The organism is Micromonospora sp. 050-3, assembly GCF_046549335.1.
Taxonomy (GTDB): domain Bacteria; phylum Actinomycetota; class Actinomycetes; order Mycobacteriales; family Micromonosporaceae; genus Micromonospora; species Micromonospora trifolii.
Window position 1 is genome coordinate 2,070,847 of sequence record NZ_JAJPVX010000002.1, and the last position, 15,032, is coordinate 2,085,878.

The 15,032-nt window shown below is 73.7% G+C and carries 12 protein-coding genes and 5 tRNA genes; 8 read left to right on the forward strand and 9 right to left on the reverse strand.

Annotation, left to right across the window (positions count from 1 at the left end):
* Window positions 1-80: 80 nt before the first annotated feature.
* Window positions 81-683 carry a TetR/AcrR family transcriptional regulator gene (locus ACLJOK_RS24575; RefSeq protein WP_355007060.1) on the reverse strand — a complete coding sequence of 201 codons (603 nt, stop codon included), beginning with the start codon at window positions 681-683 and terminating at the stop codon, window positions 81-83.
* Window positions 684-1,070: 387 nt separating this feature from the next.
* Between ACLJOK_RS24575 and ACLJOK_RS24580 the strand changes: the two genes are divergently transcribed.
* The 3 genes from ACLJOK_RS24580 to ACLJOK_RS24590 all read left to right on the forward strand — a co-directional run bounded on the left by ACLJOK_RS24580 (window position 1,071) and on the right by ACLJOK_RS24590 (window position 1,336).
* A tRNA-Gly gene (locus ACLJOK_RS24580) sits at window positions 1,071-1,143 on the forward strand.
* A gap of 34 nt (window positions 1,144-1,177) precedes the next feature.
* A tRNA-Cys gene (locus ACLJOK_RS24585) sits at window positions 1,178-1,248 on the forward strand.
* A 13-nt stretch (window positions 1,249-1,261) separates the two neighbouring features.
* Window positions 1,262-1,336 (forward strand) — tRNA-Val (locus tag ACLJOK_RS24590).
* A gap of 62 nt (window positions 1,337-1,398) precedes the next feature.
* Here ACLJOK_RS24590 and ACLJOK_RS24595 read toward each other — a convergent pair.
* Entirely contained in the window at window positions 1,399-1,953 is a 555-nt protein-coding gene (locus ACLJOK_RS24595) for a winged helix-turn-helix domain-containing protein (RefSeq protein ID WP_410820963.1), read from the reverse strand.
* 118 nt (window positions 1,954-2,071) lie between these two features.
* Entirely contained in the window at window positions 2,072-2,527 is a 456-nt protein-coding gene (locus ACLJOK_RS24600) for a GNAT family N-acetyltransferase (protein WP_410820964.1), read from the reverse strand.
* A 141-nt stretch (window positions 2,528-2,668) separates the two neighbouring features.
* Between ACLJOK_RS24600 and ACLJOK_RS24605 the strand changes: the two genes are divergently transcribed.
* The gene (locus ACLJOK_RS24605) at window positions 2,669-3,250 is read left to right on the forward strand and encodes a TetR/AcrR family transcriptional regulator (RefSeq protein WP_410820965.1); all 582 of its coding nucleotides are present in this window, start codon (window positions 2,669-2,671) and stop codon (window positions 3,248-3,250) included.
* Window positions 3,251-3,295: 45 nt separating this feature from the next.
* A complete protein-coding gene (locus tag ACLJOK_RS24610; RefSeq protein WP_410820966.1) occupies window positions 3,296-4,252 on the forward strand; it encodes an NADP-dependent oxidoreductase in 957 nt (318 codons plus the stop codon).
* A gap of 161 nt (window positions 4,253-4,413) precedes the next feature.
* Here the strand turns inward: ACLJOK_RS24610 and ACLJOK_RS24615 are convergent, their stop codons facing one another.
* A complete protein-coding gene (locus ACLJOK_RS24615) occupies window positions 4,414-4,656 on the reverse strand; it encodes a DUF6458 family protein (protein WP_091400768.1) in 243 nt (80 codons plus the stop codon).
* 147 nt (window positions 4,657-4,803) lie between these two features.
* On the opposite strand from ACLJOK_RS24615, the gene ACLJOK_RS24620 reads away from it, so the two are divergent.
* Window positions 4,804-4,876: transfer RNA gene (locus ACLJOK_RS24620), tRNA-Gly, on the forward strand.
* A gap of 26 nt (window positions 4,877-4,902) precedes the next feature.
* Window positions 4,903-4,977, forward strand: a tRNA-Val gene (locus ACLJOK_RS24625).
* A 141-nt stretch (window positions 4,978-5,118) separates the two neighbouring features.
* On the opposite strand, the gene ACLJOK_RS24630 is transcribed toward ACLJOK_RS24625, so the two are convergent.
* The 4 genes from ACLJOK_RS24630 to ACLJOK_RS24645 are packed head-to-tail and all read right to left on the reverse strand — an operon-like array spanning window position 5,119 to window position 12,692.
* Window positions 5,119-7,878, reverse strand: a complete 2,760-nt coding sequence (locus ACLJOK_RS24630) for an FtsX-like permease family protein (protein WP_410820967.1) — start codon at window positions 7,876-7,878, stop codon at window positions 5,119-5,121.
* The gene (locus ACLJOK_RS24635; RefSeq protein WP_410820968.1) at window positions 7,875-11,039 is read right to left on the reverse strand and encodes an FtsX-like permease family protein; all 3,165 of its coding nucleotides are present in this window, start codon (window positions 11,037-11,039) and stop codon (window positions 7,875-7,877) included. Before ACLJOK_RS24635 ends, ACLJOK_RS24630 begins: the two co-directional genes overlap by 4 nt.
* Window positions 11,040-11,046: 7 nt before the next feature.
* Window positions 11,047-11,763: an ABC transporter ATP-binding protein gene (locus tag ACLJOK_RS24640; RefSeq protein ID WP_410820969.1), complete on the reverse strand. Its 717-nt coding sequence runs from the start codon at window positions 11,761-11,763 to the stop codon at window positions 11,047-11,049.
* The gene (locus ACLJOK_RS24645; protein ID WP_410820970.1) at window positions 11,760-12,692 is read right to left on the reverse strand and encodes an ABC transporter ATP-binding protein; all 933 of its coding nucleotides are present in this window, start codon (window positions 12,690-12,692) and stop codon (window positions 11,760-11,762) included. Before ACLJOK_RS24645 ends, ACLJOK_RS24640 begins: the two co-directional genes overlap by 4 nt.
* Before the next feature lie 274 nt (window positions 12,693-12,966).
* Between ACLJOK_RS24645 and ACLJOK_RS24650 the strand changes: the two genes are divergently transcribed.
* Complete coding sequence (locus ACLJOK_RS24650) at window positions 12,967-13,959, forward strand: NAD-dependent epimerase/dehydratase family protein (protein ID WP_410820971.1); 993 nt, start codon at window positions 12,967-12,969, stop codon at window positions 13,957-13,959.
* Between the two features lie 14 nt (window positions 13,960-13,973).
* Here the strand turns inward: ACLJOK_RS24650 and ACLJOK_RS24655 are convergent, their stop codons facing one another.
* Window positions 13,974-14,948: an Acg family FMN-binding oxidoreductase gene (locus ACLJOK_RS24655; RefSeq protein WP_410820972.1), complete on the reverse strand. Its 975-nt coding sequence runs from the start codon at window positions 14,946-14,948 to the stop codon at window positions 13,974-13,976.
* Between the last annotated feature and the right edge of the window lie 84 nt (window positions 14,949-15,032).

Sequence of the window (15,032 nt, forward strand, 5' to 3'; positions counted from 1 at the left end):
GCCGATTGTTCCGGTCGGCGGGGCGGGCCGAGTCCGTTTTGCCCGGCCTGGTGTGGCGGATTGGGTGCTGCTTGCCCAGCTCAGTCCAGGTCGGCCGGGTCCAGGCCGAGCTCTCGGGCGGTGACCAGCCGGACCCACTCGCCGAACTGCCGGCGGGAGATCACCCGGTCGTGCACGGCGAGTTGGACGGCGAGGCCGTCCATCACCGCGCTGATCCGCCAGGCGGCTCCGTCGGCGTCGGCGCACTGGAAGGTGCCGTCGGCCACCCCGGCGGTGATCACCGCCGCCAGGTCCTGCCGCCAGCGCAGGTCGAGCCGGCGGGAGACCTTCTCCAACTCGGGGGTACGCAGCGACTCGGACCAGCCGTCGATCCACATCGACCAGGAGGTCGCGCGCCCCGCGGGGGTGTAGAGCTTGAGGATCCGTCGGAGCTTGGTCAGCGGTGCGGCCGAGGAGCGGGTGACCGCGTCCAGCCGGGCCAGATCCTGCTCGACCGCGTACGCGAAGGCCTGCGCCAGCAACCGCTCCTTGGTGGCGAAGTGGTAGAAAACCAACGCCTGACTCACGCCCGCGGCATTCGCCACGTCCGCCGTCCGGGTGTTGGCCAAACCGCGCTCCACGATCACGTCGCAGGCGGTGCGCAGCAGGGCATCCAGGCGGATCTCGGCCGCACGTCTCGTCACGACCGTTACCGTAGCCCATCCGACTGAACACGAACAGTTACCACTGCGTGCCGATTTACGCGGCGACAGTCGGAAGCCGGACACTTCTTTCGGGTGTCGTCGGTCGTTCCACGGAGAGTGTTCGTCGAGGTCCGCTGCCCGGTGTCGGGTCGCGGAGACGTTGATGGTCGGGCATGCGACGCGATGATGACGATCATTGCCGAGGAAGGTCGGAGTGTGACGGTCCGTGCTGGATCCAGGCGCCGGGTCAGCCCCCTAGGAAGCCCGCCGACAGTGGCTCCGGCCCAGCCCCAGCCACCCCTGACGCGCCGAGGCGACCCCGAGTTGGCAGTCCAACACCGGCTCGGCTAAAGTTCTCATCCGTCACCCGGGAACGTCCGGGGGCGTGCGGACGTAGCGCAGCTGGTAGCGCATCACCTTGCCAAGGTGAGGGTCGCGGGTTCGAATCCCGTCGTCCGCTCGGAGCTGCCGCCACGCATGACGGGGGCAACCTCGGTGGGGTGGCCGAGAGGCGAGGCAACGGCCTGCAAAGCCGTGTACGCGGGTTCAAATCCCGTCCCCACCTCGGCAACAAGCACGGGCGATTGGCGCAGTGGGAGCGCGCTTCCTTGACACGGAAGAGGTCACTGGTTCAAACCCAGTATCGCCCACCAAGAGAACGGCTCGTTACCGGGAAACCCGGTAACGAGCCGTTTCGCTTGTGGCGCCACGGTCATCAGTCGACGCTGAGCCGGTAGCCGATGCCTCGCACCGTGTGCACGCGCAGGGCGTCGTCGACGGCGTGCAGCTTGCGACGTAACCGCTTCACCGCCGAGTGCAGGGTCGACGTGTCGCCGAGGAACGCGCAGCCCCAGACCGATTCGAAGAGCCGCTGGTACGTCCAGACTCCGACCGGTGCGGTGGCGAGTTGGGTGAGCAGGTTGCGCTCGAGTCGGGTCAGGGCCAGCGGCTCTCCGCGCCACGTCACCCGATGGTCGAGCGGGTCGATGGTGAGGTCACCGAGGTTGATCTGGCCGGCCACGGCCACGGCTGGAGCGGCTGCGGCCACGGCTGAAGCGGCTGCGGCAGCGGCCGGAGCGGGGGCGGACGCCGTGGTGGGGATGGGGAGTCGCGCCGGCCCGCTGATGACCGGCCCGCCGATCATTGCCTGCAACTCCGCGAGGTCGGTGCAGATCACCAGGGTCCCGAGACCGTCCAGGCGCCGCACCATCCGTTCGCGCACCGACACGTCGGCGGTCACGCAGAACACGAGGGACACATCGTCGATCACTGTCGTACCTCCCCAGGGCGCCAGTAAAAGACAACGCTGTCTGCACCCCGTAGTCAATGGTTTCGGGCGGGCGGCCGCCCCGTGGTCCACTCGGGCTCGCCGGGCCGTGCGTTCGCCTTCAGAAGGTCAACAGGCGGAACTCGCCCACCGGCCGGAAGCCGAGGCCGCGGTAGATCGACTCGCCGACGGCCGAGGAGGTGAGGGCGGCGGTGTGGGCCCCACGCTCGCCAGCCGACTCGAGGGCGGCCCTGGTCATGGCCGCGCCGATGCCCCGGCGGCGCTGCTCCGGCTGGGTGCCGACGAAGTAGAGAGTGACCAGACCGTGGCTGATCCAGGCGACGGCCGTCGCGACCACCCGGCCGTCCTCGAGGCGACCGGCCAGCCGGAGCACTGTGCCGTCGCCGGTGAACGCCTTCTCCCGTTCGATCGTCGCCGCGACGCCATCCGCCGGGAATCCGGACACCCGAGCATGGGCCGGGACGAACATGGCGAGGTCGGTGGTCTCGGCGATCCGCACGTTGGCCGGTGCCGGTACATCGGTCACCGCCCCGATCCCCACGTTCATGATCGGCATCCGGGCAACCTGCACCGCGCCGAGGGAGACCAGGCCGTCCGCGGTGCCGGCGTCGCTGTCCGGGCCAACCCACGGTTCGTTTCGGCGGCTGTGACCGGCGGTACTTTGTCGATCGTTCCAGATAGCGGGTAGCGTTCAGCCATGGCCCGCACCCGTGAGTTCGACCTCGACGCCGCGGTCGACGCTGCCATGGACGTGTTCCGGAGCAAGGGCTACGAGGGCACCTCCATGCGGGACCTCTCCGAGGCGACCGGCCTGGGCAGCGGTTCGCTCTACGCCGCGTTTGGCAGCAAGGACGGCCTCTACCTGGCGGTGCTCGACCTGTACCGGCAGCGCTACGCCACACCGATGGTCGATCTGCTGCGCTCGGGCAACGACGCGCGAGCGGTCATCCGTGAGGTGTTCATCGGCACCGTGGACGACATCACCGGCGACGGCCGGCACCTCTCCTGCCTCATCGTCGGCGCCTCGATGGAACGGGCGCACCAGGACGTGCGGGTCGCCGAGCGGCTTCGTTCGACCACCCAGTCCCTGGAGTTGGCGCTCTACGACCTGCTCGCCGAGGCGCAGTTGCGGGGTCAGATCACCACCGGCCGCAGCGCCACCGACCTGGCCGGCTTCCTGGTGACCAGCCTTCAGGGCCTGCGGGTCATGGGTGCCATCAACCCGGACCGGGCGGCGCTGACGCGGTACGCCGAGGTCGCGCTCACCTGCCTGGACTGACCGCCGGACAGGTGGTCGGCCGGTCATCCGAATGAGGGGTCGAGCATGAGAGCGGTCGGACTGCTGCGCTACGGCGGGCCCGAGGTGCTGCGGGTGGTCGAGCTTGCGACGCCGCACGCCGGCCCGGGCGAGGTCCGCATCCGGGTACGCGCCGCGGCGGTCAACCCTGCGGACACCCTGATCCGGGCCGGTATGACGCCGGTGCGACTGCGCGGCAGCGACCCGCTGCTGCCCGGCCAGGACATCGCCGGCACCATCGACGAGGTGGGCTCCGACACCAGTGGCGCACTCGCCCCGGGGGACCCGGTGATGGCCATGGTCAATCCGACCCGGGCGGCCGGCGGCGGGTACGCCGAGTGGGTAGTGCTTCCGGAGGCCTGGGTGGTGCCCGCTCCGGCGGGCGCGTCACCCGCCGAGGCGGCCACGCTGCCGTTGAACGGGTTGACCGCCCTGCACGCCCTGGACCAGTTGCGGCTGCCAGCCGGCAGCACCCTCGCGGTGACCGGCGCGGCCGGTGCCGTCGGCGGGTACGCGGTGCAGCTCGCCAAGGCCGCCGGTCACCGGGTGTTGGCCGACGCGGCGCCGGGTGACGTTGACCTGGTCGCCGCGCTCGGCGCCGACGTGACGGTGACCCGAGGTCCGGGTGTCGCTGACCGCTTCCGGGAGCACGCCCCGGACGGGGTGGACGCCGCTGTCGACACCGCGCTGCTCGGTGGCGCGTTGCTGCCCGCGGTGCGTGAGGGTGGCGCCGTCGCGCTGCTGCGTGGCGGGCCCGATCCGGTGCTGCGGGCGCAGGCCGACCGGCGGGGGATCGACATGGTGTCCGCGTACGTGCACGAGTACGACGGGCGCCGCGACAAGCTCGACCTGCTTCGGCGGCTCGCCGAGGAGGGTGCGCTGACCCTGCGGGTCGCCGGCCGGTTCCCGCCGCAGGACGCGGCCCGCGCGCATCAGCTCCTGGAAGCCGGAGGGGTGCGCGGCCGGTTGGTCATCGAGTTCTGATTCCGCCGCCAGGGCATGCCGGCCACTCACTGGCGGCGACGTCTACCCGGCGTCTGCTGCGGAGCGGGGTCGCGGGTGCGACGGGCCGGCTGCCTTCGGCGAGGCGGCCGGCCCGGAATCACGTTGATCTGGCGGCTTCGCCAGCGATGGAGGTGGTCCTGTCACAGCGGCGGAGCGATGTCCCGCCGCTCCTCGACCTGGCGGTACTCCACCGGCTGCTCCGTGGTGGTGACCACCTGGCGGCGGCGACCCCAGATCAGCGTGGTCATGATCAGGCCGAGCACTCCGGCGCCCATCAGGATCCAGCCGACCACGTCGAGGTTGATGCCGCCGACGCTCGCGTCCAGTGCGAAGGTGAGGATCGCGCCGAGCGCGATCAGGAAGATGCTGGTGCCGATACCCACGACAGCCTCCTTAAGGGGGTGTGGTGCGCTGTCGAGTCCTTAACTACCCCGGCAGGGACCAGCGCAACCGCGACCGGCCAGGGTGCCGCGCCAAGCGATCTTGGCATCGGGTAGAGTTCACCTGTCACCGGCGCTTGTCGGAGACGTGCGGACGTAGCGCAGCTGGTAGCGCATCACCTTGCCAAGGTGAGGGTCGCGGGTTCGAATCCCGTCGTCCGCTCGCGACGCGCCCCACGGGGCCGCCACGGGCGATTGGCGCAGTGGGAGCGTGCTTCCTTGACACGGAAGAGGTCACTGGTTCAAACCCAGTATCGCCCACCATCCATGCAGCAGATCAGATGACCCGTTTACCGGATGACCGGTAGCGGGTCTCTGCGTTTCTGCTCCCTGCCTTGGAAGATCGCCCGGTTCGCTCCTGCGTGGACATTCCGCCGGACACCGCCCGGCCCTGCCAGTAGCCGGTCACTCGCCGGCGCGGAGCACCTCGCTCAGCCGGTCGCGTCGCCGCAGCGCCGACTCGACAGGTACGACAGCGGCGGCCGTCGCCAGCAGCGCGACGCTCACCAGGCCCAGCAGCCACCACGGCAGGACCGCCGCCGGGTCGGCGGCTTGGCCGGTGAGCAGCCGCAGGTCGAGCGGGCCGAGCGTCAGGCGTGCGAGCAGAGCCCCGAGTAGCGGGCCACATACCGCGGTGACCACGACCGGCGGCAGCAGCTCTCCGGCGGCGACCCAGCGGGCGTCGCGTGGCCGCAGGCCGAGGGTCCGCAGCCGGGTCAGGGTCTGCCACCGCTGCGACGCGCCGGCGGCGGCGGCGAGCGCGAGGCCGAGCAACCCCAGCGCCAGCAGCACGGCGGCGGCCGTCCACGCCAGCCGTACCAGCCCTGCGGTCAGCGGAGCCACCCGCTGCGCCCGCAGCACGTCCGCCCGCAGCACGACGTCGACGGCGACGCCGGTGTTCGACACGGCCCGCGCCGCGCCGGACCCGGTCACCCAGACGGTATTCGGAGCGGCGGGCAGCCCGGCGTCGGCGAGGGCCGCGGCGTCCACGATGACGACGTCGTCGGCGCCGCCGACGGAGGGAGCGGTACCGACCGCGGTGAGACGGATCGCCGGGCCGCTCTCCCGGGGGAGCTGCAGCCGCGTGCCGGTCCGCAGCGCGCCGTCGCTCGATCGGATCAGCGCTGGCATGTCCCCGGGGCCAGGGCGGGGTGCCGTGAGCCGGGCCAGCGCCGGCGCGTCGGGCAGCGGAGTGGTGGCCAGCAGGCGCTGGAACGCGGCGGTGTCCACGACGACCAGGCGTGGGGTGAGCAGTGTCGACTCGGTGAAGACGCGTGCCGAGTCGGTCACCTGCGCGACGACAACCTGTTCCACCCCGGGTGCGGCGGCGATGCGCTCGGCGAGTGCCGGCGTGGCGGCCTCGGCGTCCGCGCCGACGTCGAGGCGGGCGTCGGCGCCGACTGTGCTCCACGCGCCGTCGGCCAAGCCCCGGGTGACGGTGGCGCCGAGGATGAGCGCGAACGACGCGAGCGCCGTGGTGCTGACCAGAACCAGCAGCGGCAGCGCGCGCGCTGCCGTTGTGGCCGCCTGGGCGGCACCGAACACGGCCAGCGGGCGGCGCGAGCGCAGGGCCTGTCGGAGCGCGAACCGCGCCCCGAGGGGTAGTAGCCGGAGCAGGGCGAGCGCGCCGACGAGCGCGCCCAGAGCGAGGGCGCTGATCGGCAGGATCAGGTCACCGGTCAGCTCAGCGCTGTCCCCGTCGGAGGCCTGGGGCAGGGGCCCGCGCTGGTGCAGTGTGACGAAGGCGGCGACCGCGGCGATCAGGACAGCGGCCTCCACGGCGGCGCGGCGCAGCTGGCCGGTGGCCCGGATCCAGCGCCGAGCGGCCTGGTTTGCGGGTTGGCGCCGGTCGCGGCTGGCGCGGGCGGCGGTGAGGGTGCCGAACGCCGGCCCGGCGACGGCACCGGCCAGGACCACGGGGACGGCCCAGGTCCAGGAGACGCCCGGAGCTGCCGCGCGGGCGAGCGCGAGCCCGACGGCGGCGGCCGACAGGGACACGACTGTGGACTCGATGATCAGTTCCGCACCGAGGTCGGGTAGCGCCGCTCCACGCTGTCGGGCGGCGCTCAGCGCCGGGGTCCGGCGGCCGACCAGCAGGTAGGCGGCGAGCAGGAGGACCAGCACCGTGGCGGTCAGCACCCCGGCGAGCAGGACGGCGGCCTGTGCGGACGCGGCGCTGTTCCGGGTACTGGCGTCGCGCAGGACGGTGTCGAGCTGCGACTGCCACTTTAGGGACTGGTCGCGGTCGATCGACGAGCCGGAGGCTGCCTTGAGCGTGACCACCTGGCTGGCGAGCGTCGCGGTGGCGTCCCAGGTGAGCGCCTCGGGTTCGGGCGCGAAGTGGACGGTGCGCTGCAGTTCGTCCTCGTCGATGGCGAGCCGGGCGTCCGGTAACGACTCGCGCGACAGCAGGCCGGCGAACCGGGTGGTCCCCGCGCCGTCGGCGCCGGGCACGGGGCGCAGTAGCGCCGGGGCGAGTCGCCAGGCCGGGTCGGCGCTGTCCGCGGGTCGGTAGATCCCGCTGATCCGGACGTCTCTGTCGCGACCCTGGCCGTCCTTGACCGGAATTCGATCGCCGGGGCCGAGGTTGAGTGCGGCGGCGTCCGCCTCGGAGAGGCCGACCTGCACCGGCCAGGGCGGTCCGTCGTAGTGGGTCTCGACGTACTCGTCGGAGACGGCGGGGCCGGGCGGGCTGCCGGCGAGCCAGGCCACGTCCGGGCCGCCGAGGTCACCGGCCAGGTAGGTGAAGTGGAAGGTACGCGGCACGCTGCCGTCGGTGATGGTGAGGATCGGGCCGTTGACAGCGGCGATGGGCGGGAGCAGCGCGGCGTCCAGGTCGGGCCCGAGCGCGGAGGCCGCCCGGGCGCGGAAGTTGTCGAGGTCCTCGGCGAGGCGGGGCATCCGGACCCGCCCGCCGGTCGGCCCGTCGTCACGTTCCCAGTTGGCGTGTACGAGGACGTTCGAGTCGGTGCCGGCGCGGCGGACCGTGTCCTGGACGGCCTTGTCGGCGGCGGCGCGGAGCAGCTCCGGCGCGGCCCCGGCGAGCAGCGCGACTGCCGCGATGACGGCGGCGGTGAGCAGCAGCGGTCCGGCGTCGGTACGGCCACGGCCACGAATGCTGGGCCAGTGCAGCGCCGGCCACCGGCGGATCAGCCACCGTCTCACGGCGCCACCCGCAGGTGCGCGGCGTCGGCCCGGCGGACCTGGACGGTGACCGCGACCGCGACCGCCAACACGCATCCGGCCAGCAGTACGGCGAGGAGTGCGGCCTCGGCTGGCCACGGCCAGTGTGGCTGGGTGGCCGGGATGGGCGTGGCGCCGGTGTCGGAGCGCACGAGCAGGGGAGCGACGACGCCGGTGGCGAGCGCGCCGACGACCGCGCCCGCCGCGAGTAGGGGCAGCAGAACGCCGGCGTGCTGGCCGAGCAGCACGGCCCGGATGTCGCGTCGGGACATCCCCAGGCCGCGCAGCCGCGCCACCTCGACGGCGCGGACCTGTAGGTCACAGGTGACGTGCAGGACGACGCCGGCGAGCAGCAGCAGGGCCGCGGCCGGGACGATGAGCCGGAGCGCGGCCGGCAGCCCGGCGCTCAGCGGGCCGCCGATGAGGCGGGCGGTTTCCGCCTCACGGGTGCGGACGGCGCCCAGGTGCAGGGCGGTGGCCCGCTCGGCGGCACCGGGACCGGCTGGGTGGCCGACCCACCAGGCGTCGACCGGGAACGTCAGGTCGCCGGCGACGGCGCGTGCCCGGGACAGCGTGTCCAGGTCGGCCAGGACGGCGACGGCGCCGGGGGCGGACGGTACGGTCGGCACGACCTCGGTGACGACGACCGGGACGGGCGTGATGCCGACAGTGACGCTGAGCTGGCTGCCGCTCTCGGCACCGACCTCGCTGGCGAAGCGGGCGGAGACGGCGACGGGCACCGGGCCGGGGTCCGGGAAGGCAGTGGCGACGAGGGTCCGGGCGGCATCCTCGGCGCCGTCGAGGTCGACGGTCGCGGCCATCCGCAGCGCGGTTCCCGTCGGCGTGGCGGACACCCCGACAGTCAGGTCGCGCAACTTGCTCGGGATCGGCGGCGCCGACGTGGCGGTCCAATCCAATCCGTCAGTGGACCTCTGCGCCGACCCGGCGGGCGGCACGGTGAGTGTGACGGCTACGGCGACGGGTCCGCCGACCTCGTCGGTGGTGACCGGCAGGGCGACCGCGACGAGGCGCAGCCCGTCAGCCGTCGCGCAGGCGGGCAGCCGGAACTCCTGGCCGTCGAGCGGTACGGCGGGACCGGTGCAGGACGTGCGTAGGCCGCTGGCGTCCTGCAGCAGCAGCCGGGGCGTCACGGCCAGCGGGGTGCCGCCGGAGGCGGTCCCGCTCAGGACGAGCGGGGCGCCACTCGGAATGGCGAGGCCGGTGACCCGGGTGCGTGGCGCCAGCGCGGCGCCCACGTCCGCCCAGCCGCGGTCGCTGTCCAGCCGCCCGCGCAGCAGCGCGTCGGCGCGGGTGGTGTCGACGGCGATCAGGCGCGGCGCATCGCCGGCGTTGCCGAGCCACTGACCGACGGCGGTACCACGGTGGAGGACCGGACTCACTGCTCCCCCGGTGGCCGCGCTGACGACAGCGCCCTCTCCGGACACCGGCGCCGTGCTGAGGGTGAGTGCCAGGTCGGTGCCGACGGAGAGCGCGGCCTGGTCGCGCTGCGACTGGTGCCACGTGTTGTCGAAGGCGAGGCCGAAGGTTCCGGCCGCGCAGGCCAGTCCGACGAGCAGCCCGGCGGCGACCGCCTGGGGCCGGCGGGCGGCCTCGGAGACCGCCAGCGGAAGCGCCAGCCCGCGGGCGCGGTACGCCAGCCGGTCCGCGCCGCGAAGGGCGGGCATCACCACCCGGAGCGCCAGGGCGGCGCCTGCGGTGAGCAGCAGCGCCGGCGCGAGCACCCGGACCGCGTCGGCGCGTGGGCTGGCGGTGGTGGGCTGCGCGTACAGCTGCCACCATCCGGCGGCGGCGAACAGCGCGAGCATCAGGTCGGCGCCGGATCGGGCCAGCAGTTCACGGCGGGTGCGCTGGTCGCCGGCCGCCGGGACGGGCCGGATCGCCAGGACGATGAGTACGACGGCGAGCACCAGCGCGCCGCCGGCCACCGCGAGGACCTGGGCACCGGTGATGGCCGGCAGGACGCTCAGGCCGGCGCCGTCCAGCGGCGGCAGGTGGGTCAGGCCGGCGTGCAGTGCCGACGAGGCCGGTATCGCGAGCGCGGCGGCGACGGCGGCGACGAGCCCGGCCTCGAGTGTCGCGGTGGCGGCGAGTTGGCGACGGCTGGCGCCCAGGGCGGACCGCAGGGCGGTCTCGTCGGCTCGGATGCCAGTGGTCAGCCGGCCGGCGAGGACCAGTGCCGTCGCGGCCAGGACACCGCCGAGCGCGGCGATGGCGAGCACGACCGCGGCGGTGACGTGCCGTTGGTCGTCAGCGGACCGCAGGGTCGCCGGCAGCTCGGAGGAGACACGTGCGAGTCGGACGCGGTCGCCGAGGGTGCCCGCCAGCCGGCGGTCGGCGTCGCGGACGGCCCCGGCCACGGTCTCCAGGTCGTGGCGGTCGGGGTGGGACAGGTCCGGATGGGCGGTGACCTCCATCCGGTCGACTGTGGCGCCGGTGGTGACCAGGTCGGCGAGGTCGACGAGGAACGGGCCGTAGGCGTTGACCGGCTGCATGAAGCGGCCGTCCCGGTAGCCGGCGGCGGAGCCGGCCGCGGCCAGCGGGTCCCGGTCCCAGCCGCGCCCCGGCAGCGGGCGGACCACACCGACGACGATCACGTCGATGGCCGGGACGGGCGCGTGGGCCAGCTCGGCGCCGAGGCGCACCCGGCGACCGGGGGTGAGGCCGAGCAGTTGTGCGGTGGACTCCAACAACACCGCGTCGCCAGGGTGCTGTGGCCAGCGCCCGGTCACCCGCTCGCCTCGGGCCGGCAGGTCGTCCAGCCCCGACAGGTACGCCTGGGCTCCGACTGTGGTGCCCTCGGCGAGCCCGGGCGGCAGCGCCCGCAGCACTGTCGACGCCCGCGCGGTTGTCGTCACCGGGAACGGCGCGAGCGTGGAGACCACAGCGGTGCGGGTGTCGGCGGCGACGGACGGCATGTCCGGGCCCTCGACGGTGCCGGTGTAGACGGTTACGTCGACGGCGGCGGGGGCGGCGCGGGCCATGGCGACCTCGAGCGCCCGTTCGGCGGTGCGGGTGACCAGCAGGGTGCAGGTACCCAGCAGGGTCGCGCCGATCGTGACGACCCCGAGGAGGGCTGCCAGCAACGGCCACTGCGCGCGGGCGCGCCGGCTGACCAGCCTCATCGTCGTGTCACCCGGCGTCCGGCGCGGGCGGCTGCCCGGCTGCCTGTTCGTCGAGGTGCCCGTCGTGGATGCGGATCACCCGGTCGGCCAGGGCCATCATCACCGCGTCGTGCGTCGACACCAGGACGGTGACGCCTTCGGATTCGACTATCCCGCGCAGCAGGGCCATCACCGACAGGCCTGTCTCGGCGTCCAGTTGCCCGGTGGGCTCGTCGGCGAGCAGGAGCTGGGGCGAGGCGGCCAACGCGCGGGCGATCGCCACCCGCTGCTGCTGGCCGCCGGACAGCTCGGCCGGCCGCTGCCGGGCGTGGTCGGCCAGGCCGATCAGCTCCAGCAGCAACTCGACCCGCCGCTCGCGCTCCGCCGGGGCGACGCGGGCCATCCGCAGCGGGGCCGCGACGTTTTCCGCGGCCGACAGCACCGGGATCAGCCCGAAGCTCTGAAAGACGTATGACACCTTCTCGCGCCGCAGGCGGGACAGCCCATCCTCGTCGAGCGTGGTGACGTCGGTGCCGTCGACGTGCACGGTGCCGGCGTCCGGGTGGTCCAGGCCGCCGATGACGTTGAGCAGGGTGGTCTTGCCCGAGCCGGACCGGCCGACGAGCGCCACCATCGAACCGGCGGCCACGTCGAACGACACACCGCGCAGGGCGTGTACGACGGTCGGCCCGGTGCGGAAGCGCCGGTGTACGCCGCGCACGCTGAGCAGCGGCTCGCTGCTCATTCGCCGGTTCCCGAGTCGGGGCGGATCGTGATGTGGTCGGGTTCCAGGGCCAGCCGGACCCGTCGGGTCAGCTCCAGCGCCTGGCGGAACTCGCGGGGCACCTGGACCCGCCCGGCCCGGTCCATCACGGCGTACTCCTCGGCGATCATGTGCGTGTCGCCCTCGGCGTCGGTGGTGGTGCGGCGCAGCACCTCGCTGCTGGTGCGCCCATCCCGGATCGCGACGGTCCGTTCGACCTGGCCGCTGACCTCCGGATCGTGGGTCACCACGACGACGGTGACGCCGTACCGCCGGTTGACGTCCCGCAGCACGCCGAAGACCTCCGCGGACGTGGCGGCGTCCAGCTCGCCGGTCGGCTCGTCGGCGAGCAGCACCCGTGGCTGGTTGGCCAGCGCCACCGCGATCGCGACCCGCATCTGCTGCCCTCCGGAGAGCTGGCCGGGGCGCCGATCGGCGCAGTCGGCGACACCGAGGCTGTCCAGCAGCTCGGCCGCGCGCTCCCGGCGCTCCTTCTTCGCGGTGCGGGCCGCCGTCATCGGCAGGTCCACCATCTCCCGTGCGGTCAGGTAGGGGATCAGGTTGCTCGCCGTCTGCTGCCGTACGAACCCGACGGTGCGCCGCCGGTAGTCCACCCGGTCGGCGCGGGACATCGTCAGCAGATTCCACCTGTCGACCCGGACCCGCCCGGCGGTGGGGGCGTCGATGCCGGCCAGGATGGAGAGCAGCGTCGACTTGCCCGACCCGGAGGCACCGACGACGGCGACCAGCTCGCCGCTCTCCACGGCCAGGTCCAGTCCTTGCAGTGCCTGCACCTCGATCGAACCGGTCTGGTAGATCCGCACCAGGTTCTCGCAGACGATGAGCGCGTCCCGGCCGAACTCGGGCGCCCGCGCGGATGGCTGCGGCAGGGACAGCGGGGTGCTGGACATGCCCTTCTCCATCCAGGTTGTGCCAACGTCGGTTGCCGTGCTGACGCAGATTGAAGCAGCTTCGCAATCGCCGGCTTCGTTGACCATGCCCTGGGCGGCTTTCCTGCATTCTGGGCGGGGGTCCACCGCGCGACCCTCCACCCGCCGAGGCCGGCTTTCGCTGTGGCGGGTCGTGAACCTGCCGGCGGCACCATCGCGGGGTTCTGCCACGAGCAGATTCGCTGCCGGTGAACAGGGGTGCCCTTCGCGGGCCGGTGCCAGCAGGGTGGAGCGCATGAGACTGCTGGTGCTGGGCGGTACGGGCTTCGTGGGCGGGACCACTGTCACCGAGGCGGTGCGTCGTGGCTGGTCGGTGACGGTGTTCAACCGGGGGCTGCACGGCGCGGTGCCCTCCGGCGTACACCGGTTGCGGGGTGACCGCACCGCGCCGGACGGCCTGGCGGCGCTGGCCGGCGGCGAGTGGGACGTCGTTGTGGACACCTGGGACGGTGCGCCGCGGGCCGCCGGCGACGCGGCCCGCGCCCTGGTCGACGCGGTCGGCCACTACGTGTACGTGTCCAGCGGCTCGGTCTACACCGACCATGCCGCGGCGGGGTTGCATGAGGAATCCCCGGTGGTGGACGCCGACGCGGGCTCCGTCGACGGCGACTACCCGCAGCTCAAGGCCGGCGCCGAGCGCGCCCTGCGGGAGGTGTTCGGTAAACGCTTGCTGGTCGCCCGGGCCGGCCTGATCCTGGGCCCGGGCGAGGACATCGGCCGGCTGCCCTGGTGGCTACGGCGCGTCGAGCGGGGCGGGGACGTGCTCGCCCCCGGGCCGGCCGACCTGCCGGTGCAGTACGTCGACGTCCGCGACCTGGCGGGGTGGATGCTGGACGCGGGCGCCCGACGGGTGCGCGGCACGTTCAACGCGGTCGGTCCTGCGGCGCAGACCACGATGGGCGAGTTGCTCGACGCGTGCGTGGCCGCCACCGGCGCTGACGCCCGGCTGCGCTGGACCGACCCGGCGTCGATCCTCGCCGCCGGTGTGCAGCCGTGGAGCGACCTGCCTATCTGGCTGCCGCGCGGCCACCCGTACCGGGGGTTGCTGGAGCAGGACGTGACCCGGGCGCTGGCCGCCGGGTTGACCTGCCGGCCGGTGGCCGAGACCGTCGGCGACACCTGGCGCTGGCTCCGCGAGGTCGGTACGGTTCCGCCGCGCGCCGGACGACCGCAGCGCAGCTCGATCGGGCTGGACCCGGCCCTGGAAGCCGCCGTGCTCGCCGCCTGACAGTGCCCGGCGGGTCAGGCGGGCACCACCGGCAGGTCCAACACCTCGTCGATGCCACGTCGGGGGGTCGGTCGACCCGGCTGGCCGTACCCGATCCGCAGCACCATCTGCGGTGTGCCGAAGCGGCCCAGGGACAGCCGCAGTTGCTCCCGCGCCGTGGGCACCTCGATCGGCTGGGAGAGCATCGACACGCTGAGTCCGGCGTCCGTGGCGGTGAGCAGCAGACGTTGCAGGGCCTGCCCGGCGATCACCTGGTCCACTGCGGTGTTGCCCACCGAGCCCAGCACCCCCACCAGGGGTTCCGGTTCGAAGTCCCGCCCGGGGGCGCGGTCGCGCCCACCGTAGCCGCGTGTCGGCAGGACGTCCTGCGGCTCGCCCCGCGGACCTGCGGCCGAGTTGGGCACGCCGTCCGGGGTGGACTCCCGGCGCAGCCACCGTTCCCGTTCGGCCCGGTACGCGGGGTCGCGCTCCAGCACCCGGTGCGCGCTGCGCGCGATCTCTCCGAACGCGGAGACCGCGCTCACCCCGATCAGCAGCTCCAACCAGCACTGCTCGGCATGGGCCGCCTCGCCGAGGCGCCACCGGGCGTCGGCCGGCACCGGGTCCGGCCAGAACGGCAGGCGGTTGCTGAACCGGCGGGGGATGGCCGCGGACAGGCTCTGCTCGGCGGGGGTGGGTCGGCGTGGGAGGTCCGGTGCCAGCCGAGCCAGCAGGTCCGGCTCGGCCGGGTCGGGGCGCAGCCGCACCCGGGCCGGGATGCCGGCCACGGCCAGGGCGATCCGCAGGTTGAACAACGCCGCGCCGCAGGCGATCCGGAGACCCCACCCGCTCGGGTCGGTCGACGGAAGCCGGCGGGTCGGGTCGGTCAGCACCTCGATGCCGCCGTCGCGCAGCCGTAGCCGCCACGGCTGGGTGTTGTGCAACGACGGTGCCCGGACCGCGTCCACGGCGGCGGTCCGCAGCTGGGCTGCGGTATAGCCGATGTCCATGGCGGTGCTCCTCTCCCGCTGGGCCGGCGGCGGGTGGTGCCGCGGTGGCCGGCGTGCCTTCACGGTCCATCGTCCGGAGGTCGC

Bases quoted from the DNA above. Each gene is read 5' to 3' on its own strand.
- ACLJOK_RS24650 (WP_410820971.1), top strand. From the start codon at position 12,967: ATGAGACTGCTGGTGCTGGGCGGTACGGGCTTCGTGGGCGGGACCACT.
- ACLJOK_RS24635 (WP_410820968.1), bottom strand. From the start codon at position 11,039: ATGAGGCTGGTCAGCCGGCGCGCCCGCGCGCAGTGGCCGTTGCTGGCA.
- ACLJOK_RS24605 (WP_410820965.1), top strand. From the start codon at position 2,669: ATGGCCCGCACCCGTGAGTTCGACCTCGACGCCGCGGTCGACGCTGCC.
- ACLJOK_RS24655 (WP_410820972.1), bottom strand. From the start codon at position 14,948: ATGGACATCGGCTATACCGCAGCCCAGCTGCGGACCGCCGCCGTGGAC.
- ACLJOK_RS24600 (WP_410820964.1), bottom strand. From the start codon at position 2,527: ATGCCGATCATGAACGTGGGGATCGGGGCGGTGACCGATGTACCGGCA.
- ACLJOK_RS24610 (WP_410820966.1), top strand. From the start codon at position 3,296: ATGAGAGCGGTCGGACTGCTGCGCTACGGCGGGCCCGAGGTGCTGCGG.
- ACLJOK_RS24640 (WP_410820969.1), bottom strand. From the start codon at position 11,763: ATGAGCAGCGAGCCGCTGCTCAGCGTGCGCGGCGTACACCGGCGCTTC.
- ACLJOK_RS24645 (WP_410820970.1), bottom strand. From the start codon at position 12,692: ATGTCCAGCACCCCGCTGTCCCTGCCGCAGCCATCCGCGCGGGCGCCC.